The organism is Lentzea aerocolonigenes, from assembly GCF_000955955.1.
GTDB lineage: Bacteria > Actinomycetota > Actinomycetes > Mycobacteriales > Pseudonocardiaceae > Lentzea > Lentzea aerocolonigenes_A.
The window spans coordinates 1-24,020 of record NZ_JYJG01000381.1; the positions used below are offsets into that span (position 1 = coordinate 1).

Genomic DNA, 24,020 nt, shown 5'->3' on the forward strand with positions numbered 1-24,020 from the left:
TGCCCGCGAACGGGTTGCTCTCGGTGTCGGCCTGCGGGGTCCACGAGCCGTTCAGGCTGGTGGCGGTGAACGAGCGGAAGAAGCGTCCCCTCGCCCCGCGCGCCTCGACGATCATGAGGTACTGGTTCTGGTCCTTGACCTTGTAGACCTCGACCGCTTCGAACAGGTTGGCCTCGGTGTCGCTCATGATCTTCGTGAAGCTCGCGCCGAAGCTGCCGGGGAAGTTCCCGATCGGCATGCTCGCGCGGTAGATGTTGCCGAGGTCGTCGGCGAAGAACAGGTACATGTTCGTGCCGTCGCCGATGATCGTCTGGTCGATCGGCGCTCCCTTGGGGAGGGTGCCCGTGAACAGCTGCTGCTGCGCGGACCAGCTGTTGGGGTCGGCCGGGTTGGTCGAGGTGCGGTAGGAGAACGTGTCCGGCCAGCCCCACTGGTAGGCGAGCACCCAGATGTTCTTCGGGGCGAAGTAGAACAGCGTCGGCGCGACGGCACCGAACGACATCGAGTTCTGGGTGGCGGTGCCCATGTCCGACCAGTTCGTGAACGGGCTGAAGCTCGTCGACTTCCAGGCCGACCCGGTGTCGTGCGTGGTGGCGTAGACGAGGTGCTGGCCGTTGTAGACGACGTTCGTGAAGTCCTTGAGCGAGACCCATCCGGACTTCGGGTTCGCCAGCGGGCCGGTCGACGTCCAGCGGTACGTCGACGGCAGCGAGCAGGTGCCGCCACCTCCGTCGACCCGGACGAGCTGCCACTGCTGGTTGCTGCCGTTCCAGTCGCTCCACTGCACCACGGCGGCGCCGTCGGCGGCCGAGGCACCCTGCACTTCGACGGCCTTGCCGCTGTTGCGGTTGAGCAGCCGGACGTAACCGTTGTCGGAGTCGGCGAGGCGGAACTGCTGGTTGGCGCCGCCGTTGTCGGTCCACTGCACCATGCCGGCGCCGTCGGCGGCCGAGCCGCCCTGCACGTCGGCGACCTTGCCGGAGTGCCGCGCGCGCAGCTTGTAGTAGCCGCTACCGGCGTCCACGAACTGGAACTGCTGGTTGTTGGCGTTGCTGCGGCTCCACTGGATGAGGCCGGCGCCGTCCGCGGTGGAGGCGCCGTTGACGTCGAGCGCCTTGCCGCTGCTGCGGTTCAGCAGCACGTACCAGGCGGAGGTGTCCACAGTGGCGGCCGAAGCCGCCGTCGGGACCACCGTGAGCAACCCGCCCACGACCGCCATGGCCGCCGCCGAGGCCAAGCCGGACCGCCACCGGCGACGCCATCTCGTGCTCGCAAACCCAACCGGCATGGCAAATTCCCTTCGTCAGGAGCGAAGTGTTAGCGCTAACATCTTTCGAGAACGACCAGGGCAGGAACTTTTGGGGTCTGAGGTCGTAGAGACTGTGAGCGATAACATCCATCGCGTCAAGATGTAACCGGCAAGTAACATGACGGGCCGGTCAGGGTCCGCGGGTCTCAAGCCCCGCTGTCCGAAAGGGCCGGGATCAGTGCTTGCGAACGTGCGAAAAGAGCAAATTCGTATGAACCTCTGTCACCTCTCGCCGACTGGTGAATTTGTCCAGAACGAGTCGTTGCAGATGGCCGACGTCCGATACCGCGACATGCACTAGGAAATCTTCCGGACCTGTCACGTGGGAGAGCGCAAGAGTTTCGGGCAACGACAGCACATAAGCCATGAACGGGTCGACGATCTCCTTGGTGTGCGGACGGATCTTCAGCGCCAGCATCGCCTGCACGTGCCGTCCGAGTGCGCCCAGATCGACCTCGGCGTGATATCCGGTGATCACCCCGCGCTCCCGCAACGCCCGGTGCCGCACGACCGCCGTGGACTGCGCGACGTTCACGCGTTCGGCCAGGTCCTTGTTGTGCAGCCGCGCGTCCTTCCGCAGCTCCCGCACGATGGCCTCGTCGATCGAATCCAACACGGCGAATCTCCGTTCCATCGAATCCACTGCGGTTCAGCGACCGTTCTGACGAGGAAGTCTCCACCATTCCGGCCATGACGCGCATCGAGACCATCGCAGTGCACGGCGGCCGCGACGACCTCGCGGAGCTGGGCGTGCACGCACCCCCGATCGACCTGTCCACCACCTACCCCGTGCCTGACCAGGCACTCGGCGGGGAAGCACTGGGTGTGTGGGCCACCGGCGCCGCACAGGCCTCGTCGCCCGTGTACGCGCGGCTGCACAACCCGACCGTGGCGCGGTTCGAGCAGGCGTTGGCGAAGCTCGAGCACACCGAGACCGCGGTCGCGTTCGGCAGTGGCATGGCCGCGGTCACCGCGGTGATCCAGGCAGCGTGCGTGCTGGTCAGAAAGCCGCACGTCGTGGCCGTGCGGCCGCTCTACGGCGGCACCGACCACCTGCTGTCGTCCGGTCTCCTGGGCGTCTCCACCACCTATGTCGAAGCAGGCCTGGTGTCGTCCGCGATCCGGCCGGACACCGGGCTGATCGTCGTCGAGACACCCGCGAACCCGAACCTCGACGTCGTCGACATCGAGCACGTCGTCCGCCAGGCCGGATCCGTGCCGGTCATGGTCGACAACACGTTCGCGACCCCGATCCTGCAGAACCCGGCGCTGCACGGCGCCTCGTACGTCCTGCACTCCGGCACCAAGTACCTGGGCGGGCACGGCGACGTGCTCGGCGGCGTCGTGGCCTGCACGGACGCGCTGGCAGCGGCGTTGCGGCAGGTCAGGATCATCACCGGCGCGGTGCTCCACCCGCTGGGCGGCTACCTGCTGCATCGAGGCCTTTCGACGCTCCCGTTGCGCGTGGAGGCGGCCTCTCGAAGCGCTTCGACGCTGGCCGCGCGGCTCGCCGAGCACGATGCCGTGGAGTTCGTGCGCTACCCGTCCGCGTCGGTGCAGATGCGGGGGACAGGCGCGATGATCGCGTTCGGCGTCCACGGCGATCCGACGGACATCGTGCGGCGGCTTCGGTTGATCACGCCGGCTGTGTCGCTCGGTTCGGTCGACACGCTGATCGAGCACCCGTGGGCACTGACCCATCGCCTGGTACCCGGTGAGGAACTCCGCGCTTCGGGCGTTCCGGAGAATTTGCTGCGCATTTCAGTTGGACTTGAGCATGTCGAAGACATTTGGGACGACCTGAACAAGGCGTTGTGTGATGTCGCTTACGTTAAGCCTTCCCCAGGTGATTACTTGGTGATGACCGCCACTCACTAAGGTTCCGACGCATCAGCGCATCGGGGCGCGGGAGGTTCCGATGCGAGCAATTTTCCGTTTTCGGAAGGAACCTCCTCGTGAGTTCTGTGGAAACTGATGCGGACGGCTACACCAAGTCGCTGAGCAAGCGCCAGGTGCAGATGATCGCCATCGGTGGCGCGATCGGCGTCGGCCTCTTCCTGGGTGCCGGCGGACGCCTCGCCACGGCGGGGCCGTCGCTGATCCTCTCCTACGCGGTGTGCGGAATCGCGGCGTTCTTCGTCATGCGCGCGCTGGGCGAGCTCGTACTGCACCGCGCTGTCGCCGGCAGTTTCGTGGAGTACGCCCGCGAGTTCATCGGCCCGTGGGCGGGTTTCGCGTCCGGCTGGCTGTACTGGCTCAACTGGGCGATGACCGGCATCGCGGAGATCACCGCTGTCGCGATCTACATGCACAAGTGGTTCCCGGGCCTGCCGCAGTGGATCACCGCGCTGATCGCACTGGTGGTCCTGGTCGCCATCAACATGTTGTCCGTCAAGCTCTTCGGTGAGCTGGAGTTCTGGTTCTCGGTCATCAAGGTCACGGCCATCGTCGTGTTCCTGGTGACGGGCATCGGCCTGGTGATCGGTCACGCCGACATCGGCGGCACGACGGCTTCGGTGACGAACACCCTGGGCCACGGCGGCCTGTTCCCGGCCGGCTTCGGCGTCGCCCTGATGACCCTGCAGGCCGTGATCTTCGCCTACTCGGCCATCGAGCTCGTCGGTATCGCCGCGGGTGAGACCAAGGACCCGCAGAAGATCATGCCGCGCGCCATCAACGGCGTGGTCTACCGCATCGCGATCTTCTACGTCGGTTCCGTGTTGCTGCTGACGATGCTGCTGCCGTGGGACCACTACACCGGCACCGAGTCGCCGTTCGTGACCGTGTTCTCCGCGCTGGGCATCCCGGCGGTCGGCGACATCATGAACGCCGTGGTGCTGACCGCGGCTCTGTCCTCCTGCAACTCGGGCCTGTACTCCACCGGCCGGATCCTGAGGTCGTTGGCGCAGAAGGGCGAGGCGCCCGCGATCACCGGCAGGATGAACTCCCGGCACGTGCCCTACGGCGGCATCCTCTTCACCGCCGGTGCCTACGTGCTCGGCGTGGTGCTGAACTACACTGTGCCGAAGGACGCGTTCGACATCGCGATCGCCATCGCGTCGCTGGGCGTCGTGTCGACCTGGGCCACATTGATCATCTGCCAGATGCGCCTGCGGCAGAAGGCTTTGCGCGGCGAGATCGAACGGCCGTCCTACCGGATGCCGGGCGCGCCGTACACGGGCTGGCTGACGTTGGCCTTCCTGGCCCTGGTGGTCGGGCAGATGGCCTTCTCGTCCGGTGAGGCGGAACGGATCGCGTTCTGGTCCATCCCGGGTCTCGTCCTGGTGCTGTTCCTCGGGTGGCGCTTCGTGAAGTCGCGCCAGCCCGTCGGACCGGCCAGGGAGCAACTGGTCTCCGTCGACTGACCGTCGTGCGGTGAACAATCGCGAGCCGTCCCCTCACGAAGGGGGCGGCTCGCGGCTTTTGGGTATCACCCGGTCGGGCGGCTGGGAACGCGGTCCGCGGCGAGTCGGAGCAGCCTGGTCCCATGACAACGAGCCACCTCGAACACCTCGAGCACTCCCACGTCCACGGCGACGGCTGCGGACACGTCGGGGTGCCGCACAGCGACCACGTCGACTACGTCCACGATGGACACATCCACCGCGAGCACGACGGTCATTTCGACGAGTGCGAGCCGGAAGGCCACGACGAGCACGGCGCCCACGACCACGCACACGGCGACGGATGCGGTCACGTGGCGCTCCCACACGCGGACCACGTCGACTACGTCCACGACGGACACCGGCACGCGGCCCACAACGGGCACTACGACGAGCACTGACGTCCAGGACCCCCGGCTCACACGGCTGAGCCGGGGCCGGCGAGCACGTCGACATCGTTGGCGTGCATGGGTTTGCCGCAGTTGGCGCAAGACAGTTCGACGCTGCTGATCTCGCCGCACGCGTGGTGGCGGTAGAGGACCGGCGGCCCGGCCTCGCCCGCGAGGTGCTTGTCGCCCCAGCCGACCATGACCATGAGCAGGTCGACGAGCTCGCTGCCCTTCGGCGTGAGCACGTACTCGTAGCGCGGGCGGTTGTCGTACGGGCGGCGCTCCAGCACGCCGTGGTCGACGAGGTGGTTGAGGCGCTCGGTCAGGACCTTGCGGGAGATCCCGAGGTCGGCCTGGAGCTGCTCGAACCGGCTCATGCCGACCCACACGTCACGCAGGATCAGCGGCGACCACGGCTCCCCGATGACGTCGAGCGTGCGCGCGATCGAGCACGCCATCTTGCTGAAGTCCGTCCTCTGCATGCTCCGAGTTTAGCGCTTGGGGTTCCCTTAGGGAACTTCAGACTGCTAGGGTTCCCTCAAGGAACTCAAGGAGGCGATCATGGGCAAGGTCATCAGCGCTCACTCGGTGTCGGCCGACGGGTACATCACGGGTCGCTCGCCTGGACCGGGCCGCGGGCTCGGCGACGGCGGGATGCTCTTCGACTGGTACTTCGACGGCGACACGCCAAGCGCCGTGTTCGACGGCTTCAAGCTGAGCGCTGCGAGTGCACCCGTCTTCGACTCCCTCGCCGCACGGGTCGGTGCGGTGGTGGCCGGCCGCAACACCTACGAGGACTCCGAGCACTTCGGCGGAGGCAGTCCGCATCCGAAGGCGGAAATGGTCCTGCTGAGCAGCCGCCCGGCGCCGGAGATCACCTCTCGTCAGACCCTCGCGACGAACGTCGAGGACGCGATCAAAACGGCCCTGGAACTGGCTGAAGGCAAGGACGTCGGCCTGATGGGCGGCGGAGTGCTGGCGTCGGCCCTGGAAGCGGGCCTCGTCGACGAGGTGATCCTGCACCAGGTCCCGATCCTGCTCGGTGAGGGCCGCCCGTTCTTCCAGGCGCTGCCGAAGCACGTGCGGCTTTCGGTCGTCGAAGTCGTTCCCGCGCCCGGCGTGACCCACGTCCGTTACGAGGTGCAGCGATGATCGACGCCGACCTCCGCCGCGTGCTCGACGGCACCTCGCTCGCCCACCTCGCCACCGTCCTGCCCGACGGGTCGCCGCACTCGGTGCCGTTGTGGGTGGCCACGCACGGCGACCACATCGCGATCATGACCGGTCCGCGCAGCCAGAAGGCCCGCAACCTGCGGCGCGACCCGCGCGTCGCGATCTCCCTGACCGAGGCGGACAACCCCTTCCGGCCCATCATCCTGCGCGGCCGGGTCGTCGAGTGGCTGGAGGGCGACGCCGCCTGGGAGGTCGTCGACCGGATCGCTCAGAAGTACATCGGCGCGCCCTACTCGCGTGACGAGGAGCGGGTGGTCGCGCTCATCGAACCGGGACTCAAATAAGCTGGTCGGCATGGTTGTCGCTGCCCCACCCGTCATCGGAGTGCTCGCCCTGCAGGGCGATGTCCAGGAGCACCTGATCTCTCTCGCCAAGTGCGATGTCACCGCACGGCCCATCCGCAGGCCCGAGGAGCTCGACGAGCTCGACGGCATCGTGATTCCCGGGGGCGAGTCGACGACCATCTCCAAGCTGCTGGACAACTTCGAGCTGCTCGAGCCGTTGCGCGCCAAGATCAAGGCGGGCTTTCCGGCGTACGGGTCGTGCGCGGGCATGATCCTGCTGGCCAACAACGTGCTCGACGGCCGCGAGGACCAGCACCAGCTCGGTGGTTTGGACGTCACCGTGCGGCGGAATGCCTTCGGGCGGCAGGTCGACTCGTTCGAGACGGACCTCGACCTGGCCGGTGAGACGGTGCACGCCGTGTTCATCCGTGCGCCGTGGGTGGAGGCGGTGAGCGAGGGCGTCGAGGTTCTCGCTACGGTGCCCGTTACGGCTGAGGCGGGCGACGCCGCCGGTAGGATCGTCGCGGTCAGGCAGGGCAACGTGCTGGCCACGGCGTTTCATCCGGAGCTCACGGGGGATGAGCGCGTCCACCGCCTGTTCGTGGACATGGTTCGTGGTTTGACTGGTTCGGAGGAGAAATGAGCGGCCACTCCAAGTGGGCGACCACCAAGCACAAGAAGGCCGCCATTGACGCCAAGCGCGGCAAGCTCTTCGCGCGGCTGATCAAGAACATCGAGGTGGCGGCCCGCACCGGTGGCGGCGACCCGGATGGCAACCCGACGCTGTACGACGCGATCCAGAAGGCCCGCAAGAACTCGGTGCCGCTGGACAACATCGAGCGCGCCCGCAAGCGCGGCGGCGGTGAAGAGGCCGGCGGCGCCGACTGGCAGACGATCATGTACGAGGGCTACGGCCCCAACGGCGTCGCGGTGCTGATCGAGTGCCTCACGGACAACCGCAACCGCGCCGCGACCGAGGTCCGCACGGCGATGACGCGCAACGGTGGCTCGATGGCCGACCCCGGCTCGGTGGCGTACATGTTCAGCCGCAAGGGCGTCGTGATCGTGCCGAAGGCGGGCACGTCCGAGGACGACGTGATGCTGGCGGTGCTCGAGGCCGGTGCCGAGGAGGTCAACGACCTGGGCGAGGCCTTCGAGGTCGTGTCCGAGGCGGGCGACCTGATCCCGGTCCGCAAGGCGCTGCAGGACTCGGGCATCGACTACGAGTCGGCGGAGTCGAGCTTCCTGCCGTCGGTGTCGGTGCAGCTCGAGGTCGAGGGCGCGAAGAAGATCTTCAAGCTGATCGACGCGCTGGAGGACTGCGACGACGTGCAGAACGTCTTCGCGAACTTCGACGTCTCCGACGAGGTCATGGCCGAGGTCGGCTGACCCTCCCGAGCAAACGATGAAGGGAACCATCATCCACCTGACGTGGATGATGGTTCCCTTCATCGTTTTCAGAGGTTGGGCCAGGCCCGGCGCAGGCGGGCGAACGCGGCGGACAGGGCGGCGGGCGGGTCGGGTTCGGTGCCGGCCAGGTCGGGGATCTCCAGGACGTACCGGGCCAGCTGCTTGATCGAGAACTCGTCGGCTTCGGTTTCCGAGGCGATGACCTGGGCCAAGGCGGTTTCGCAGCTCGTCCACAGCGACCTGGCGTAGGCGCGCAGAGCCGGGGTCGCGACCACCAGATCGGCGAGCCGCGTGTCCTGGCGCCTCGGATCGGGGTCGAACGGGCCGCGCGTCGCCAGGAAGTCGTGCAGCGCCTGCAGGATCGAGACTCCCGTTGGCCGTTCCTTCACCGCTGCGGTCAGCGACTGCTCGCGTTCGGTTCGGTCGCCCAGGACGAGCGCCTCCTTGCCGCCGGGGAAGTGCGCGAACAGCGTCGACACCGCCGTGTCCGCTTCGTCGGCGATCTCCGCGACCGTGACCTGGTCGAACCCGCGCTCCAGGAACAGCTCTCGCGCCGCGTTCGCCAGCGCTTCCCTGGTCGCGGCCTTCTTGCGTTCGCGGCGTCCGATCGGAGTCATGACGAAATCATAGTCACTCCGGTTATGGTGTGGGTATGACGACTCGCTGGAACGTTCACCGGTTGCCGCGCGCCGAGGGGAAGACCTTCCTGGTCACGGGTGCGAACGCGGGCATCGGCTACCACGTCGCCGAACAGCTCGCGACCACCGGCGCCACCGTCGTCCTGGGCAGCCGCAGCGCGCAGAAGGCCGACGCGGCGATGGCGTCCATCCGTGCCGTGGTGCCCGATGCGCGCGTACGGCACCTACGGCTCGATCTCGCGGACCTCGACTCGCTGAAGGCCTCGGCCGACGAACTCGACAGCCTCGACGCGGTGGTCTGCAACGCCGGTGTCATGGTCGACGACGCCGAGCTGATGTACCGCACCAACCACCTCGGGCACTTCGTGCTGGTCAGTTGGCTGATGCCGCTGCTCGCCGGGGGCCGCGTGATCACCACGGGCAGCCTCAGGGGCAAGACCGTGAAACCCGACGACGCCTATGCCAGGTCCAAACAGGCGCAGATGCTGTTCGGCTTCGAGCTCGACCGGCGCCGACGCGATGTGGTGAGCGTCGTCAACCACCCCGGCGGCGCACTGGACTCGATCACGTTTCCGGCCTCGCTCTTGTTGCAGGGCAAGGACGCCGGCGCCTGGCCTGCGGTTCGGGCGGTGCTGGATCCGGACGTGAAAGGCGGTCAGATGTGGGGGCCGCGCGTGTTCGGGCTACGGGGTGAGCCGCGGTCCGAACCCGTGCGCGGTCAGCTGGCGGATCGCGAGCTGGCTGCCCGCGTGTGGGAAGAGAGCGTTGAACTCACCGGTGTGGAGCCACGGTGTCCTTGAGGAAGGCGGTCCACGCCTCTGCCGAGACGGGCAGGTGAGTGGCCGGAGCCTTGCTGTCACGGATGCCAACGCCGTGGCCGACTTCGACGCAGTTGTCGCCGGTGCCGCTATAGGTGCTCTTGCGCCAGGTGGTCATCCGAGGCCTCCAAGATGCTGTTGATCACCGCCCTCGATTCTTCCTCATCCAGGGCGACGGCTGCGAGGGCCTTCAGGATGTTCTCGTAGACGTCGACGGTTTCCTTGTCATCGAAGAAGAGGCAGCACTTCACGCTCTCCACGTAGACGACCGGTGGGTACTTCGGGAACTTCATCACCCGAAAGTCGCCAGACGTACCTGCGTGCATGCCGATCGATCGCGGGATGATCCGGATGCTCACGTACCTCCGGACGGACAGGCGCAGCAGGTGGCACAGTTGTTCCCGCCACACCTCGTCGCCACCCACGGGCAGCCACAACGCTTGCTCGTGAATGTAGAAGGTGAACGTCCGCCCCGGCTCAAGGATTTGGGCTCTGGCGACCCTCGCGGCGACGACAGTCGGAACGTCTTCGGCGTCGACAGGAGCGGCCGAGGTGACGACATGGACGTACTCGGGTATCTGGAGCAGGCCCGGCACGAGGACCATCGACCAGCAGATGATCTCGTTGGCTTCCTTCTCCTGCTCGATCAGCGTGCGGACCTGGTCCGGCACGCCGTCCTCCGGCATCTGCAGCCAGACGTTCCCGGACTCGCGGAACAGCGCGAGCAGGTAGTCCCGCTCGGCGACGGTCGCGCGGCAGTACGCGAGCAGGGTGGCGACCTCGAGTTCGGTCACGCCGCCCTTGCCTGCCAGCAGGTCCGAGATCTTGGCTTCCTGCCAGCCGAGCAACTCGGCGAGCCTGCGCTGGGTGAGCCCCGTGCGTCCGATGATGGCGCGGACGCCGTTTCCGAACTCGCGCCCCACCACGCTGGATTCTCTTTTGGGCATGGAGGAAAGCTAGGAGTCGAACCGGTGTGGACTCCATCGTTTCGCCTCAAATCTGCCTGAAGGTGGGAGCCTTGGAGCTGCTCTAAGTCGTAGGGTGGGAACCGTGCTTTCCGAAGAAGACATCGAACTGCGTGCCCGGCTGCTCTCCGCCGCCGACCGGCACGGCCACACCAACATCGTCGTGAACCCCGACGCCGAGGGCCCGGGATATGTGTTCTCGGTGGGGGCGTGGCGGCGGTTCGGCGTCGCGGAGGCCGTCGTGATCGGGCTGCCGCAGGGAATGGGCGAGAACCTGATCAACATGTACGTGGTGCGGGCCAGCAATGGTGAGAGGTTCGTGCCGGGAAAGCTGTACAACAACTTCTTCGACGGGGTGCCGATCACGGTCGAGCGGGTCTACAAGGGGTTCTACCCGGAGTTCTTCGGGAGCGCGTACCTGCTCTACGACGGGTCGGAGTTCGCGGCGATCCAGCTCATCGTGCCGACGCCGCAGGGGCAGTGGCCGTGGCAGCCCGACGCGCCGGCCGGGTTCCACGACCACCAGATGATCCTCACGGAGAGCGGGTTGCCGGAGAGCTGGACGCCGGGGGTCACCGGGCCGTGAACGTCCACATCGGACCGATGACTTCAGAGCACGCCGGTCAGGTCCTCACGGTTCAGCGCGCCGCCTACCTGGAAGAGGCCAGGAGGTACGGGGCGTGGGACCTGCCACCCCTCGTGGAAACCCTCGACGAGATCACCAGGCACCTCAAGGACGGCACGCCCGCGCTCGGAGCGTTCGACGGGCAGAGGCTCATCGGCTCGGTGCGCAGCCGCATCGAGCAGGACCGCATGGAGATCGCCCGGCTGTCGGTGGCACCGGACATCCAAGGCGCGGGTGTCGGCAGGCGGCTGCTCGAAGGCATCAGCACACTCGCGCCCGCGGAGGTAAGAGTCGTCTGGCTCTTCACCGGGGCGGAGAGTGACGGGAACCTGAAGTTCTACGAGAGTGCCGGATTTGTCCGGACCCGTGAACACCTCGATGCCGTCGGTATCAGGTGCGTCACTCTGGAGCAGAAGGTCATCTGACGTTCAGAGGCCGGTCACGCGCGACTGGCAGGGTCTGAAGCGGTCCACCCACGACCAACCACCGGTGCGGACGTCGATCACACGTCGGCTGATCCGTCCGGCACCCGCCAGCCCCGGCGCATCCGGCGCCGGGGCTGGCGCTGTTGGGTGCCAAGAGACCAAAACGTTGTCAGGAGCTCGTTGTCCGCTGAAACCGCTTCGACACCGGACAACGATCTGCCTGTAGAAATGCACCTGCGGTCAACCACTCCGGGGGGATGCGGGAGACCGCGATCGGGGGAGGAGCGCCCCGCCTCGCAGGAGGCAGAGGGGGATGCGGGACGGGGCGCTTCAAGTACTCAGTTCACCCGATGACTCAGTTCTCGTTGAGGAACTTCTGGGCCAGGGCCTCGCCCTGCGACGTGGCCTTCCCGTGGTCCTCGATCGGGGACACCTTCGAGTTCTTGAAGTAGATGTAGTGCACCGGGCCGTCCGAACCGCCGTTCTCCGGGTCCGGGTTGATGCCCAGACCGACGGCGGTGGCGTAGGAAGCCTCACCGATGATGTTCGTCGGGCCCGTGTCGCCGACAACGGCGTACTCGACCTTGTTGTTGTAGATGACGGCCACGACGCCACCGCCCTGGATGCCGAACTTGCGGTAGTCCCACGTGCCACTCGCGGACGGCACCACCACGTACGGGAGCTTGTCCGCGACGAGCGGCTTGCCCTTCGAGTCGTGGAAGGCGGTGTCCGGTTGGAACCACGGGTCGGTGTTCTTGTTGCACTTCGACGTGACCTGGCCGTCGCAGTCCACGTCCAGGTCGGCCTTGTACCAAACGGCGCCGTTCTTGCCGCAGACCGGGATGTTCGCGGACGTCTCGGTGTCGCTGCGGTACTTGCCGTTCGAGATCTGCGAGCAGGACGTGAGCTTGGCCAGCAGCTGCGACGCGCTGGGACCGGCGGCCTGGGCGGCAGGGGATGCCAGGACGGAGGCCACGAGTGCGGACACGGCGAAAAGCCCTGGGGCGAGCTTGCGCATTGCCACCTCTTTCGACAGGTAACTTTCCTGACTAAAGGCGGCGGTGGCACTACTTTGCGCAACTTAAGCAACACGCGTCAAGGGGCTACGGCTTACGTCCCAGCAGTCCTATTAGTCGCGTTTGGGCATCTGCGTCCGGCGCGACCGGTACTGGTGAGTCGAACATCGAAGTTTCGCCCCATTCTCCGATGTTCCGTTCCACGTACGCCAGGACCGTTGAGGCAAGGTCCGGGTCAAGCCGCTCGTCCGCGCCGATCGAGCGCGCCAGATCCCACGCGTGCACGGCGAGATCCGTCGTCATCTGCCAGCAGTACTCCTCGGCGTCGATCGACCCCCACGACACGCTCACGGACTTGGACAACGCGTCCGGTTCCAGCCACGCCTCGCGCGCCGCCGCGGCCGCCACGACCCAGGACACCAGCGGGTCGTCGCCCAGGTTGTCGTGGTCGAACCGGTCCCCGACCTGTTTGACGGTGCAGCCGGCGAGCAACTCAGGAGCCCAGAGCTGTTCGTAGACCAGATGTCCGACGAGGTCTCTGACGGACCACTCCCGGCAGGGCGTGCCGAGCACCCACTGTTCCGGTGCGATCGCCCGCACCCGTCGGTCGAACTCCGTCATGGCCAACCCGTGCGCCTGGATCAAGTCCATCCCAGCAGTGCATCAAATCCCGCTCGATCCCGCACCCCGGCGTGAGAGTTGGACCACTCGGACGCAACCCTGATTTCTAACCGTACGAGCGTTCGGCGTAATGTGCACCGGATCCGCCGTGACAACGTTGACACGAGAGGACGATGACGTGAGCGCACCTAGCGCCAGCATCTCCGCACAGGACAAGGGATTCTTCGGTCACCCCCGAGGCCTGTCCACGCTGTTCTTCACCGAGCTCTGGGAGCGGTTCTCCTACTACGGGATGAAGGCCATCCTCGGCCTCTACCTGTGGACGGCCGTGGCCGAGGGCGGGCTGGGCGTCGACAAGACGCTGGCCCTGTCCGTCGTGGCGATCTACGGCACCGCGGTCTACATGTCCGGTGTCGCGGGCGGCTGGCTCGCCGACCGCGTGTGGGGCGGCCAGCGCGCCACGTTCATCGGTGGCGTGCTGATCATGTGCGGCCACATCTGCCTCGCGCTGCCCATCGGCATCACGGGCGTCTACCTGGGCCTGATCTTCATCGTCCTCGGCACGGGTCTGCTCAAGCCGAACATCTCGACGGTCGTCGGCGGCCTCTACGAGCAGCACGACACGCGTCGCGACGCCGGCTTCACGGTCTTCTACATGGCGATCAACATCGGCGGCTTCGTGTCGCCGTTGATCACCGGCGCGCTCGCGGACGGCATCAGCTTCCACGCGGGCTTCGCGGTCGCCGCGGTCGGCATGGCGCTCGGCCTGATCCAGTACCGCATCGGGCGCAAGCACCTGCGCGGGTCGGCCGCCGTGGCGCCGAACCCGTTGCCCGCGGCCGAGAAGGGCCGCATCTACGGCCTCATCGCCGGCGTCGTCGTGGTGATCGCCGCGCTGGCCGTGCTGTCGTACGTGCTCGGTGACGTCGAGGGCGTCATCCTGATGATCAGCATCATGTCGATCGTCCTGCCGATCACGTACTTCACCGTGATGCTGCGCAGCAAGAAGACGCTGCCTGTCGAGAAGCCGCGCGTTCTCGCGTACATCCCGCTGTTCATCGCGGCCGCGATGTTCTGGCTGATCTTCGAGCAGAGCGCGTCGGTCATCGCGGAGTTCGCCGACTCGCACGTCGACAACCACGTGTTCGGCTGGGAGTTCCCGATCGCCTGGTTCCAGTCGATCAACCCGATCATGATCATCGTGCTGGCGCCGGTGTTCGCGTGGCTGTGGCTGAAGCTGGCCGACCGCGCGCCGTCCACGCCGCGCAAGTTCGCCGGTGCGCTGGTGCTCGTCGGTCTGTCGTTCGTGCTCATGTACTTCGCGAGCAACTCGGCCGCCGACGGCAAGGTGACGCCGCTGTGGCTGGTCGTGATGTTCCTGATCATGACGTGCGGTGAGCTCATGCTCTCGCCGGTCGGCCTGTCCGTCACGACGAAGCTGGCGCCCAAGGCGTTCGCGTCGCAGACGATGAGCCTGTGGTTCCTCGCGGTGTCGGCCGGTACCGGTGTGGCCGCGCAGCTCGTGAAGTTCTACACGACGAGCCCGTCGGCGTACTTCTTCACGCTGGGCGGCGCGGCGGTCGTGCTCGGTGTCGCGCTGGCCGTGGCCGCTCCGGCGATCCGCAAGCTGATGGCGGGCGTCGAGTAAGTCCTTGGCACAAGGCGAGAGGGAGGCCCGTCGCGGCGGCGGTGCGGCGGGTCTCCCTCTCTGCCTTCAAGGATGCACTACGGAGATGTGTCATTGGGGCACGAACATTGCTCCAGACAGGTGAAGTCGAGCACGTGCTGCGACGGATTTCGCCCCAAGTCAGCTCGACTTCACGGCCAGTGACCGTTTGGTTTCGTTCGCCCGCACCGGAAGTCGCAACGCGCCGCGGATGAGCTTCGACTTCCGGCGCGACACCGGACCGTCCGGCGCGAGGTTCGGGAAACGCTTGAAGAGCTCGTGCAACGCGATGGCGCCCTCGATCCGGCTGAGCCCCGCGCCGATGCAGTAGTGGATGCCCGCGCTGAACGCGAGGTGCTCGCGCGCGTTGGACCGCGTCGGGTCGAACTTCAGCGGGTCGGAGAAGACCCGCGGATCCCGGTTGGCCGCCGCGAGCATCAGCATCACGGGCATGCCCTTGGGGAGCGAGACTCCCGCCAGTTCGAGACGTTCCTTCGGCCAGCGGATCGTGTACTGGACGGGCGGGTCGAGCCGCAGCACCTCCTCGACGAACCCCTCGGCGTACTCGGGGCTCTGCGCGAGCGGCGCGATGGTGTGCGGGTTCTCGAACGCCTTCAGCACGCCGTTGCCGATCAGGTTGACCGTCGTCTCGAACCCGGCGAACAGCAACAACCCAGTCGTGGCAACGAGATCCTCGCGGCTGAGGTCCGCGTGCTGGGTGAGCAGGTGGCTGACGATGTCGTTCTGCGGGTTGCGGCGGCGCTCGTCCATCAGGACGTCGATGAAGTCGTTGTACTCGATGATCGTGTCGTGCAGGTTCTTCAGCTGCTTGTGCGACCACACGCCGTCGAGCGTCTCCGCGAGAGCGCTGCCCCAACGGGCGAAGGTCGGCTTGTCGTCGTCGGGCACGCCGAGCAGGTCCGCGATGACCTGCATGGGCACCTGGGACGCGAACTCCGTGACGACGTCGAAGTGCCCGTCCAGCCCGTCGAGGTACTTCGCGACGATCTTCTGGATGGACTCGGTCCGGTCCTTCAGCGCCCGCGGGGTGAAGAACGGCTGGACGAGCTTGCGCAGCCGGGTGTGGTTCGGCGGGTTCATCATCAGGAACGAGTCCTGCACCGGGTTGACGATCTTCTCGCCGTCCTTGACCAGCGTGATCGGCACCATCGACGCCTCGTCGAACGTCATCGTGAGGAACCGGCCGTCGCGCAGCACCGAGTCGCAGATCTCGCGGGACGTCGTGACGTACGCGCCCATCCTGCTGCGGACCATGTCGCCCTTGGCGCGCACCTGCTCGTACATCAGGTACGGGTCCCTGTTCGGCGGCGACGTGATCACCTTGGCGTACGGGTCACCGATGAGCGCATAGCCGCGCAGGAGTGTGCGCACTGCGAAGAACTGGGCGGCGGTCTTCAGCGTGGACATGGGTCCACCCTGCGGCTTACGTGAAGAAGCTTCAAGAGCTCCGGCGGTGCCGGCGCACGGTTTCTTCGACGAGGTCGAGCACCGGCTCCATGTCGTCCGCGGGCAGGCCCATGGCGAGGTGCGAGACCAGGCCTTCGAGGACCAGTTCCAGGAAGCTCGTCAGGACGGTGACGTCGACGTCGTCACGCAGGTTGCCGGCTTCGCGCTGCCGGATGAGGCGTTGGCGGGTGGCGGCGGTGAGTTGCTCTGACCGTTCCGCCCAGCGCGCCCGGAAGTCGGGGTCGGTGCGGAGCCTGCGGGAGACTTCCAGACGGGTGCCCAGCCAGTCCGCCGCGTGCTCTTCTGTCCGCTTCTCCGGTTCGTCGAGAAGGTCGCGCATGACCTGGACGAGGCCTTGTTCGGCCACCACGTCGGCCATTCGCAGCGCGTCGTCCTCGGCGAGAGCGAGGAAGAGCGACTCCTTGTCGCGGAAGTGGTGGAAGATCGCGCCGCGGGAGAGTCCCGTCGCCTCCTCGAGACGGCGTACCGTGGCACCCTCGTAGCCGTGGCGCGCGAAGCAGGCACGCGCACCGTCGAGGATCTGACGGCGGCGGGCGTCGAGGTGGTCCTGGCTCACCCTGGGCACCTGCAGATGGTCGCAGGGCAGGGACGGGAAATCCAATCCGTACGTACGGATTGGACGGCTCCATCAGTGTGATCTTCCGCGACGGGCCATCCAGCCCATGAACCGGACCATCGAGCGGCGCGGCAGGAGCTTGCTCAGGATGGCGAGCGGCCGGCCGTTGGTGATCACCGACGGGGGCGCGGACCGGCGGTCGAGCGTGTCGAGCGCGATCTTCACGACCTGCTCGGGCGTCGCCCGTTTCGTGCCGTAGTCGGCGGACTGGCTGCCGGCCACGTCGTAGAACTCGGTGCGGGTGGCACCGGGGTTCACGGCCAGCACGCGCAGGCCGGTGCCGCGGGCCTCCTCCCACAGCGATTCGGTGAAGCTGAGGACGAAGGCCTTGGTGGCGCCGTAGACGCTCATGTACGGGGTCGGCTGGAAGCCCAGCAGGCTCGCGACGTTGATCAGCACGCCGTTGTCGATGCGGCTCAGCGGGTCGATGTAGGCGCGGCTGAGGTCGACCAGCGAGGCGATGTTCAGCGCGATCATGCTCTGCAGCCGGTCGGGATCCTCGTCGGTGAACGCGTCGTGGGTGCCGAAGCCGGCGTTGTTGACCAGTCCGGTGGCGTGGATGCCGCGGGACTCGAGTTCGGCGCGCAGCGTGCGGCCGGCGTCGGGCCGGCCCAGGTCGCGGGCGACGGCGGTCACCGTGACGCCGTGGGCGCGGGTGAGTTCGGCGGCCAGGCTCTCGAGCCGGTCCGCCCGGCGGGCGACCAGCACGAGGTTCGCGCCGCGGCCGGCCAGCTGGCGGGCGAACTCGGCGCCGAGGCCGGAACTGGCGCCGGTGACGATGACGGTCTGGCGGCGGTAGTCGATTCTGCTCATGTCATTCACTGTACGCACGGATTTGCACTGAGTGCAACAGAGTGCACGGTGTGATGTGACGTACCATCTGTGCATGGTCCAGAAACCTCTTCGGGAACAGACCCGCTCCGTGGTCCGCTCGTTGCTCGCCCGGACGGCGATCGAGCTGTTCTCCGCCAAGGGTTACGACAACACGACCCTCGAAGAGGTCGCCGTCGCCGCGGGCGTCTCCCGGCGGACCTTGTTCAACTACTTCCGCAACAAGGAGGACCTGGCGCTCGGCAGCCTGGCCGAACAGGGCGAACTGATCGCCGCACGCCTCGCGGAGCGTCCGGCCGGCGAGGACGCCTGGACGGCGCTGCGTGCGGCGTTCCAGGTGCTCGAGGAGATCGACATGACGGCCGAAGGACGCCTCGAGTTCATCACGCTGCTGTTCGGCAACAACTCCCTGCGCGCCGGCCACGCGGAGAAGCAAGCCCGCTGGCAGGACCTGTTCGCGCCGCTGATCGAGCCACGACTGCCCGATTCCGGCCGCCGCGCTCTGCAGGCCCGCGCGATCGCGGCCGCCGCGATCATCTGCCTGCAGACGGCCAACGAGGAATGGGTGCGCCTGGGCGGGCGGGCCGACCTGTTCGACCTCTACGACACCGCCGTGCAGGCCGTCCGCCACGCGTGAGGTTGATGTTGCCCGTTCGGCGTCGCGTGTCCGAGTGGCGCAGGGGAACCGACCTGAGATGATCACGCGCCATGACGACTCAGGAGATCATCAAGCTGTCGGCGCTCGCGGAGCGCCTCGGGTGGCAGCGGCGTGAGTCGACAGGCGTCCACCTGGTCGATCTGCTCGTGAGCCGGACGGTCACCGATCTCATCGCCGCTCTGGCTCAGAACCGGGACCTGTAACGGACCCCGGCACGGGTTCGGTAAGCGCTTTCCCGCACTTCGCACTGGGGATTGACAGAGGTTGTCATGCGATGGTGTGATCTGCGCGACAGACAGGAAACTTTCTATTCAATAACTGAATTCCGCCGCCGCGTTGAGTGATCCCCCCTACCCGTCTTGTGGGAGGCACAACAGTGGCACCGAGCAGAGGTCGGGCGTTACGCGCGCTCGGCACGATGGGTGTTGCGTTCGCGACAACCATCGCAGTGATGTCGGTATCCGAGAGCGCTCATGCGGCGCCCGTCAGGTACGAAGCAGAGAGCGCGACGATCTCGCAGGGCGTCGTCGAGTCCAACTGGGCCGGGTTCTCCGGCAGCGGTTTCGTCAACTTCGACAACGTCGCGGGGAGCTCGGTCGAGTTCACCGTCAACGCGTCGAAGGCCGGGCAGGCGAAGCTGGTCTTCCGCTACGCCAACGGAACCGCGGACAACCGGCCGGTCGACGTGAGCGTCAACGGCGGCCTCGCGGTCGACGAGCGCGCGTTCGCGAGCACCGGTACGTGGACCGGGTGGACGTCGGTCGACAACACCGTGGCCCTGAACGCGGGTGCCAACACGATCAAGCTCACGGCCACCGGTGCCACGGGCGGTCCGAACCTGGACTACGTCGAGGTCGAGGAGATCAACGCCGTTCCCGCCCTGGAGCAGGAGGCGGAGAACGCGACCATCGGCCAGGGTGTCGTCGAGTCGAACCACGCCGGGTTCTCCGGCACCGGATTCGTCAACTACGACAACGTGGTGGGCTCGTACGTCGAGTACACGATCACCGCGGACCAGGCCGGCGAGCACGAGCTGACGTTCCGGTACGCCAACGGGACGACGGTCGACCGCCCGGTCTCGGTGACGGTGGACGGTGCTGCCGCGCAGACGGTGTCGTTCCCCAGCACCGGCGTGTGGACGACGTGGCAGACGCGCACGGCGAAGGTCGTGCTGAAGGCCGGCGCGAACAAGATCCGCGCCACGGCCACGACCGCGAACGGCGGCCCGAACGCGGACAAGATCTCCGCGGTCCGGCTCGGCCCGGTGGACAACGAACCGCCTACGCCGCCGAAGAACCTGCAGTTCGTCTCGTCGACGTCGACCACGGTCTCGCTGAAGTGGGAAGCGGCCACGGACAACATCGGTGTCACGGGCTACGAGATCTACCAGCACGGCCAGCACGTGAAGAGCGTTGGCAACGTGCTGGAAGCGACCGCGACCGGCCTGCAGCCGGAGACCGAGTACGACTGGACCGTGTTCGCGAAGGACGCGGCCAACAACGTGTCGCAGGCGTCGAACAACGTCCTCGGCAAGACCCAGCCCGCGCCGCCGGACAACGAGGCTCCCTCGGTTCCCGGCAACCTGCGCTCGACGGGCAAGGGCGCCACTTCCGTCGACCTGGCTTGGAACGCCTCCACGGACAACGTGGGCGTGACCGGGTACGAGATCTACGTCAACGGGGTGGCCAAGCAGGCCGCCGACGGCAACGCCACCTCGGCGACGGTGGCCGGTCTGACCACCGGTACCGAGTACGCGTTCCGCGTGCTGGCCAAGGACGCGAAGAACAACCAGTCCGGGCTGTCCAACGAGATCAAGGTGACTCCGGCCGCTGGTGGGCCGACCGGCACGCCTGATCCCGGTGCGGTGTCGACGATCGCGTCCGGTGTGGACGTCGCGTGGGGCGTGGTGTTCCTGCCCGACGGCTCCGCGTTGTTCAGCGAGCGCAACACGTTCAACATCTACCGGCTGACCAAGAGCGGCCAGAAGACGCTGGCGGGCAAGATCAGCCAGGCCGTCGGCACGAACGGTGAGGGCGGCCTGCTCGGCCTCGAGGTCTCGCCGTCGTTCGCGACCGACCACTGGCTGTACGTCTACCACACGGCGTCCGAGGGCAACCGCGTCATCCGGATCAAGTACGAGAACGGCGCACTGGTCCAGAACACGTACCAGATCCTGTTGCAGGGCTTGGCGAAGAGCCGCTACCACAACGGTGGCCGCCTGCGTTACGGCCCGGTCGACGGCAAGCTGTACGTGTCCGTCGGTGACGCGCAGAACCCGGACAACAACCCGCAGAACAACAACTCCCTCAACGGCAAGATCCTGCGCATCAACCTCGATGGCTCGATCCCGTCGGACAACCCGTTCGGCAACGCCGTGTGGTCGAAGGGGCACCGCAACCCGCAGGGCCTCGACTTCGACTCCAAGGGCCGGCTGTGGGAGGCAGAGTTCGGTGACTCCTCGCTGGACGAGGTCAACCTGATCACCAAGGGCGGCAACTACGGCTGGCCGCAGTGCGAGGGCACCCAGGGCAGTTGCTCCGGCACCATCGCGCCGAAGAAGACCTGGTCGACGTCGTCGGCTTCGCCTTCCGGCCTGACGATCATCAACGACCACGTGTTCGTGGCGACGACGGTGGGTCAGCGCGTCTACCGGATGCGGATCGAGGGCGACACGCTCGTCGAGCAGAAGGTGTACTTCCAGGGCACCTACGACCGTCTGCGCACGGTCGAGGTCGATCACGACGGCGACATCTGGCTGACCACCACCACGGACAAGGACGGCACCGCGAACAACGACCGCGTGCTGCTGATCGACATCCAGTACTCGGGCGGCAACCCGCCCGGTGGCTTCAAGCTGACGTCGTCCGCCTTCGCGGACGACGCGATGATCCCGGCCAAGTACACCTGTGCGGGTGACGGTGTGGCCGGTCAGGATCCCTCGCCTCCGTTGGCGTGGGGTGCGTCCACCGGTGCGGCTGGTTATGCCATTGTGTTCGCCGACCGGGCGAACAACGGCAACAAGTTGCACTGGGCGATCTGGGACATTCCGGCGACCGCTTCTTCGTTGCCGGAGAATCTCGGAGCGGGCTTCACCGTTCCCGGGCAGGGTGGCGCCAAGCAGAAGGCCATGGGCTCGGGTGCGAATTCGCAGAAGTTCTTCGGGCCGTGTCCCGGTGGCTCCACCAACCCGTACACGTTCACTTTGTACGCGTTGAACACCAACGTGGTTCCGGGAATCACTTCGTCGTCGACGATGGCGCAGATCGAAACGGCCATCAAGAACGCGTCCACGGCCAACACCGTGCTGCGCGGGCGGTCGAACGCTTCGACGTGATGGGTTAGCGCGTGAAAGGCGGGGCCTCCTGCGGGGCCCCGCCTTTTCACGTTACTTCTTGGGCAGGGTGATCGCCCAGCCTTCGAGCGTGCCGGCGTCACCTTCGCTGCGGTCGCGGACGAGCAGCTGCCAGGTGCCGTTCTTGGTCTCCCCGGAGAGGTCGACGGTGTAGTACGGCTGGAACTTGGTGCCGGTGCCGTTGGCCTTCAGCAGGTATGTGCGGCCACTCGGCCCGGCGAGCTCGATCCGCACGTCGCTCTGGGCGGAGTGCTTGATCGTCACCTCGACCTTGGTGGCCTTGGGGGCGTTGCCCTTGCAGCCCGCGTACCGGATCGCCGTGCCGACGTACTCGCCCGCGTCCGGGATCTGCACGTCGTTCTCGTTGGTCTTGCGGCCGCAGCCGGGGGTGGGCGGCGGCGGCACGATGCCGTGGTTCGTGAAGAGCAACTTGTTGGGGGAGTTGGATCCTGGGTTCGTGACCTTGTCTCCGGTGGCTTGGCTGACGAGGGCGTCGCGGACCTGTTGCGGGGTGGCCGCCGGGTTCTTGGCGAGGTAGAGCGCGGCGGCTCCGGCGACGTGCGGCGAGGCCATGCTCGTGCCGGACGCGTCCAGCGTGGCCGTGTCGGAGTCCTTCCAGCTGCTCAGGATTCCCAGGCCGGGCGCGAAGATGTCGAGGCACGTCCCATAGTTGCTGAAGTAGGCGCGGCTGTCGTCGCGTGCCGTCGCGCCGACCGTGATCGCGCTTGGCTCTCGCGCTGGTGACTGCGTGCACGCGTCGCCGTTGCTGTTGCCCGCCGCGACCGCGTACGTGACTCCGGATTCGACTGATTTCCTCAGTGCCGCGTCGAGGACGTCGTCCTTGTCGCCGCCCAGGGACATGTTGGCCACGGCGGGTTTCTGCGCGTTCTTGGTGACCCAGTCGATGCCCGCGACGACCTGCTCGGTGGTGCCGGAGCCCTTGCAGTCGAGGACGCGGACGCCGTGCAGTGTGACCTTCTTGGCGACGCCGTAGTCCTTGCCGCCCACCGTGCCCGAGACGTGCGTGCCGTGGCCGTGGCAGTCGTCGGGGTTGCTGTCGTTGTCGATGGCGTCGAAGCCCTCTTTGACGCGCCCTTCGAACTGCTGGTGCGTGGCGCGGATGCCGGTGTCGACGATGTACGCGTGCACGTTGGCCGCGTCCGTCGAGTAGTAGTAGGTCTGGTCGAACGGCAGGGTGCGCTGGTCGATGCGGTCCAGTCCCCAGGCTTGCGGGTTGTTCTGGGCGTCGCTGATGGTGTGCGTCTTGTTGCGCTGGACTCGTACGACGTTCGGGTCCTTGGCGAGGTCCGCGGCTTTCTGCGCGGTCATCGTCGCGGAGAATCCGTTCAGCGCCGATGAATATGTGTGGCGGACGCTCACGTCGTATTGAGATGTGACGTTCGCGGTGAGGATGTGCTCCCTGAGGACCACGATGTAGGTGTCCTCGGAGGCTTGTGCTGGGGTGGTGAAGCTTGATAGCACAACTGCGGCGGCGAGTCCGATCCGGAATTTCCGCATTGTTCTCCCTTGTGAACGGGTCTCAAAAGGCTCTGCTCACGCGGCGGATACGCGAACTCATCGCGGAGAGTAGTACACGAATGCTCACTCGCCGTATTGCATCGGTCACCTATATGTGGTCACATGTCTGTTGTCGGAAACCTCCGCCGCCCGTTCAACTGGAGGTTCTTTCGTGCGTAAATTCTTCGTGGCCGCTGTCTCATTGGCCGCATTCGCTGTGGCTGCCCCTGCTGTCGCCGCTCCGGCTCCGCTGGCGTTGACGAGCACGGCCTACAAGAACAACGGCAACATCCCGGACAAGTACTCGTGCGCCGGCGACCACGGCGCTGGCAACGACATCTCCCCGCCGCTCGCCTGGACCGGCGGCGACGTGAAGGCCGCCTCCTACGCCCTGGTCTTCATCGACACGTCGAACGGCGGCAAGCACTGGGCGGCCTGGGACATCCCGGCGGCTGCTGTCGGGCTGCCCGAGGGGCTCAAGAAGGGCTACGACGTCGTGGAGCCCGAGCTGAAGGGCGCGCATCAGAAGGCGATGGGCAACGCGTCTGTTTCGGAGCAGTTCTTCGGGCCTTGCCCGCGCTCCAAGCACAAGTACGAGTTCACGCTCTACGCGGTGAAGGTGGCGAAGCTGCCGGGCCTGAACAAGAACTCGAAGGTGGCTGACGTGGAAGCCGCGGCGAAGAAGGCGGCGGTGGGTCAGGCGAAGCTGGCCGGGTTCTCGACCGCCAAGCCCTAGTAGTGTTTTGTCGGGTCAGCAAGAACCCAGGGTGTCAGA

At 66.7% G+C, this 24,020-nt stretch carries 27 protein-coding genes; 15 read left to right on the forward strand and 12 right to left on the reverse strand.

Annotated features, from left to right (window positions below; genetic code table 11):
- Together UK23_RS39310 and UK23_RS39315 are read right to left on the reverse strand one after the other, a co-directional pair.
- The coding region (locus tag UK23_RS39310) for a non-reducing end alpha-L-arabinofuranosidase family hydrolase (RefSeq protein ID WP_045316898.1) at positions 1-1,288 on the reverse strand (1,288 nt) is incomplete at its 3' end.
- Between the two features lie 196 nt (positions 1,289-1,484).
- Entirely contained in the window at positions 1,485-1,925 is a 441-nt protein-coding gene (locus tag UK23_RS39315) for an Lrp/AsnC family transcriptional regulator (protein WP_330770544.1), read from the reverse strand.
- 74 nt (positions 1,926-1,999) lie between these two features.
- On the opposite strand from UK23_RS39315, the gene UK23_RS39320 reads away from it, so the two are divergent.
- From UK23_RS39320 to UK23_RS54255, 3 genes are all read left to right on the forward strand, one after another.
- Positions 2,000-3,187: a trans-sulfuration enzyme family protein gene (locus tag UK23_RS39320; protein ID WP_045316879.1), complete on the forward strand. Its 1,188-nt coding sequence runs from the start codon at positions 2,000-2,002 to the stop codon at positions 3,185-3,187.
- A gap of 140 nt (positions 3,188-3,327) precedes the next feature.
- The gene (locus tag UK23_RS39325; protein WP_231114880.1) at positions 3,328-4,674 is read left to right on the forward strand and encodes an amino acid permease; all 1,347 of its coding nucleotides are present in this window, start codon (positions 3,328-3,330) and stop codon (positions 4,672-4,674) included.
- A gap of 122 nt (positions 4,675-4,796) precedes the next feature.
- Positions 4,797-5,093 carry a hypothetical protein gene (locus tag UK23_RS54255; protein ID WP_082115342.1) on the forward strand — a complete coding sequence of 99 codons (297 nt, stop codon included), beginning with the start codon at positions 4,797-4,799 and terminating at the stop codon, positions 5,091-5,093.
- A gap of 17 nt (positions 5,094-5,110) precedes the next feature.
- Here UK23_RS54255 and UK23_RS39335 read toward each other — a convergent pair whose 3' ends face one another.
- Positions 5,111-5,563: a winged helix-turn-helix transcriptional regulator gene (locus UK23_RS39335; protein ID WP_045316881.1), complete on the reverse strand. Its 453-nt coding sequence runs from the start codon at positions 5,561-5,563 to the stop codon at positions 5,111-5,113.
- A gap of 79 nt (positions 5,564-5,642) precedes the next feature.
- On the opposite strand from UK23_RS39335, the gene UK23_RS39340 reads away from it, so the two are divergent.
- The 4 genes from UK23_RS39340 to UK23_RS39355 are packed head-to-tail and all read left to right on the forward strand — an operon-like array spanning position 5,643 to position 7,987.
- The gene (locus tag UK23_RS39340) at positions 5,643-6,233 is read left to right on the forward strand and encodes a dihydrofolate reductase family protein (protein WP_045316882.1); all 591 of its coding nucleotides are present in this window, start codon (positions 5,643-5,645) and stop codon (positions 6,231-6,233) included.
- Entirely contained in the window at positions 6,230-6,598 is a 369-nt protein-coding gene (locus tag UK23_RS39345; protein WP_045316883.1) for a PPOX class F420-dependent oxidoreductase, read from the forward strand. Before UK23_RS39340 ends, UK23_RS39345 begins: the two co-directional genes overlap by 4 nt.
- A gap of 10 nt (positions 6,599-6,608) precedes the next feature.
- Positions 6,609-7,241: a pyridoxal 5'-phosphate synthase glutaminase subunit PdxT gene (gene pdxT, locus UK23_RS39350; RefSeq protein WP_045316884.1), complete on the forward strand. Its 633-nt coding sequence runs from the start codon at positions 6,609-6,611 to the stop codon at positions 7,239-7,241.
- On the forward strand, positions 7,238-7,987 hold the full coding sequence (locus UK23_RS39355; protein ID WP_045316885.1) for a YebC/PmpR family DNA-binding transcriptional regulator: 750 nt from the start codon (positions 7,238-7,240) through the stop codon (positions 7,985-7,987). The genes pdxT and UK23_RS39355 overlap by 4 nt, the downstream gene beginning before the upstream one ends.
- A 68-nt stretch (positions 7,988-8,055) precedes the next feature.
- On the opposite strand, the gene UK23_RS39360 is transcribed toward UK23_RS39355, so the two are convergent.
- Positions 8,056-8,625 carry a TetR/AcrR family transcriptional regulator gene (locus tag UK23_RS39360; protein WP_045316886.1) on the reverse strand — a complete coding sequence of 190 codons (570 nt, stop codon included), beginning with the start codon at positions 8,623-8,625 and terminating at the stop codon, positions 8,056-8,058.
- Between the two features lie 35 nt (positions 8,626-8,660).
- Between UK23_RS39360 and UK23_RS39365 the strand changes: the two genes are divergently transcribed.
- Positions 8,661-9,446 (forward strand): SDR family NAD(P)-dependent oxidoreductase, encoded by a 786-nt coding sequence (locus UK23_RS39365; protein WP_045316887.1) that lies wholly within the window; start codon positions 8,661-8,663, stop codon positions 9,444-9,446.
- Here UK23_RS39365 and UK23_RS50845 read toward each other — a convergent pair.
- Positions 9,418-9,582: a DUF397 domain-containing protein gene (locus UK23_RS50845; protein ID WP_082115343.1), complete on the reverse strand. Its 165-nt coding sequence runs from the start codon at positions 9,580-9,582 to the stop codon at positions 9,418-9,420. The two genes, UK23_RS39365 and UK23_RS50845, sit on opposite strands and share 29 nt — an antisense overlap.
- Entirely contained in the window at positions 9,554-10,411 is an 858-nt protein-coding gene (locus UK23_RS39370; protein WP_082115344.1) for a helix-turn-helix domain-containing protein, read from the reverse strand. Before UK23_RS39370 ends, UK23_RS50845 begins: the two co-directional genes overlap by 29 nt.
- Positions 10,412-10,514: 103 nt before the next feature.
- Here UK23_RS39370 and UK23_RS39375 point away from each other — a divergent pair, with 103 nt between their 5' ends.
- Positions 10,515-11,015 carry a DUF4262 domain-containing protein gene (locus UK23_RS39375; RefSeq protein WP_156213712.1) on the forward strand — a complete coding sequence of 167 codons (501 nt, stop codon included), beginning with the start codon at positions 10,515-10,517 and terminating at the stop codon, positions 11,013-11,015.
- 17 nt (positions 11,016-11,032) lie between these two features.
- Complete coding sequence (locus UK23_RS39380) at positions 11,033-11,479, forward strand: GNAT family N-acetyltransferase (RefSeq protein ID WP_156213713.1); 447 nt, start codon at positions 11,033-11,035, stop codon at positions 11,477-11,479.
- Between the two features lie 355 nt (positions 11,480-11,834).
- Here UK23_RS39380 and UK23_RS39385 read toward each other — a convergent pair whose 3' ends face one another.
- A complete protein-coding gene (locus tag UK23_RS39385) occupies positions 11,835-12,497 on the reverse strand; it encodes a glycoside hydrolase family 75 protein (RefSeq protein ID WP_045316890.1) in 663 nt (220 codons plus the stop codon).
- A gap of 85 nt (positions 12,498-12,582) precedes the next feature.
- Complete coding sequence (locus UK23_RS39390) at positions 12,583-13,146, reverse strand: TIGR03086 family metal-binding protein (protein WP_045316891.1); 564 nt, start codon at positions 13,144-13,146, stop codon at positions 12,583-12,585.
- Positions 13,147-13,294: 148 nt separating this feature from the next.
- Between UK23_RS39390 and UK23_RS39395 the strand changes: the two genes are divergently transcribed.
- On the forward strand, positions 13,295-14,764 hold the full coding sequence (locus UK23_RS39395; RefSeq protein WP_045316892.1) for a peptide MFS transporter: 1,470 nt from the start codon (positions 13,295-13,297) through the stop codon (positions 14,762-14,764).
- A gap of 159 nt (positions 14,765-14,923) precedes the next feature.
- Here the strand turns inward: UK23_RS39395 and UK23_RS39400 are convergent, their stop codons facing one another.
- From UK23_RS39400 to UK23_RS39410, 3 genes are all read right to left on the reverse strand, one after another.
- A complete protein-coding gene (locus tag UK23_RS39400) occupies positions 14,924-16,210 on the reverse strand; it encodes a cytochrome P450 (RefSeq protein WP_045316893.1) in 1,287 nt (428 codons plus the stop codon).
- A gap of 31 nt (positions 16,211-16,241) precedes the next feature.
- Positions 16,242-16,835, reverse strand: a complete 594-nt coding sequence (locus UK23_RS39405) for a TetR/AcrR family transcriptional regulator (RefSeq protein WP_030470246.1) — start codon at positions 16,833-16,835, stop codon at positions 16,242-16,244.
- Between the two features lie 63 nt (positions 16,836-16,898).
- Complete coding sequence (locus UK23_RS39410) at positions 16,899-17,699, reverse strand: SDR family NAD(P)-dependent oxidoreductase (RefSeq protein WP_045316894.1); 801 nt, start codon at positions 17,697-17,699, stop codon at positions 16,899-16,901.
- Positions 17,700-17,772: 73 nt separating this feature from the next.
- Between UK23_RS39410 and UK23_RS39415 the strand changes: the two genes are divergently transcribed.
- The 3 genes from UK23_RS39415 to UK23_RS39420 all read left to right on the forward strand — a co-directional run bounded on the left by UK23_RS39415 (position 17,773) and on the right by UK23_RS39420 (position 21,709).
- Entirely contained in the window at positions 17,773-18,354 is a 582-nt protein-coding gene (locus UK23_RS39415; protein WP_045316902.1) for a TetR/AcrR family transcriptional regulator, read from the forward strand.
- A 71-nt stretch (positions 18,355-18,425) separates the two neighbouring features.
- Positions 18,426-18,578, forward strand: a complete 153-nt coding sequence (locus tag UK23_RS52230) for a hypothetical protein (protein WP_156213714.1) — start codon at positions 18,426-18,428, stop codon at positions 18,576-18,578.
- A 248-nt stretch (positions 18,579-18,826) separates the two neighbouring features.
- The gene (locus UK23_RS39420) at positions 18,827-21,709 is read left to right on the forward strand and encodes a PQQ-dependent sugar dehydrogenase (protein ID WP_082115347.1); all 2,883 of its coding nucleotides are present in this window, start codon (positions 18,827-18,829) and stop codon (positions 21,707-21,709) included.
- A 51-nt stretch (positions 21,710-21,760) separates the two neighbouring features.
- On the opposite strand, the gene UK23_RS39425 is transcribed toward UK23_RS39420, so the two are convergent.
- The gene (locus UK23_RS39425) at positions 21,761-23,245 is read right to left on the reverse strand and encodes a S8 family peptidase (RefSeq protein WP_045316896.1); all 1,485 of its coding nucleotides are present in this window, start codon (positions 23,243-23,245) and stop codon (positions 21,761-21,763) included.
- A gap of 172 nt (positions 23,246-23,417) precedes the next feature.
- Here UK23_RS39425 and UK23_RS39430 point away from each other — a divergent pair, with 172 nt between their 5' ends.
- The gene (locus UK23_RS39430) at positions 23,418-23,981 is read left to right on the forward strand and encodes a YbhB/YbcL family Raf kinase inhibitor-like protein (protein ID WP_196778085.1); all 564 of its coding nucleotides are present in this window, start codon (positions 23,418-23,420) and stop codon (positions 23,979-23,981) included.
- Positions 23,982-24,020: the final 39 nt, after the last annotated feature.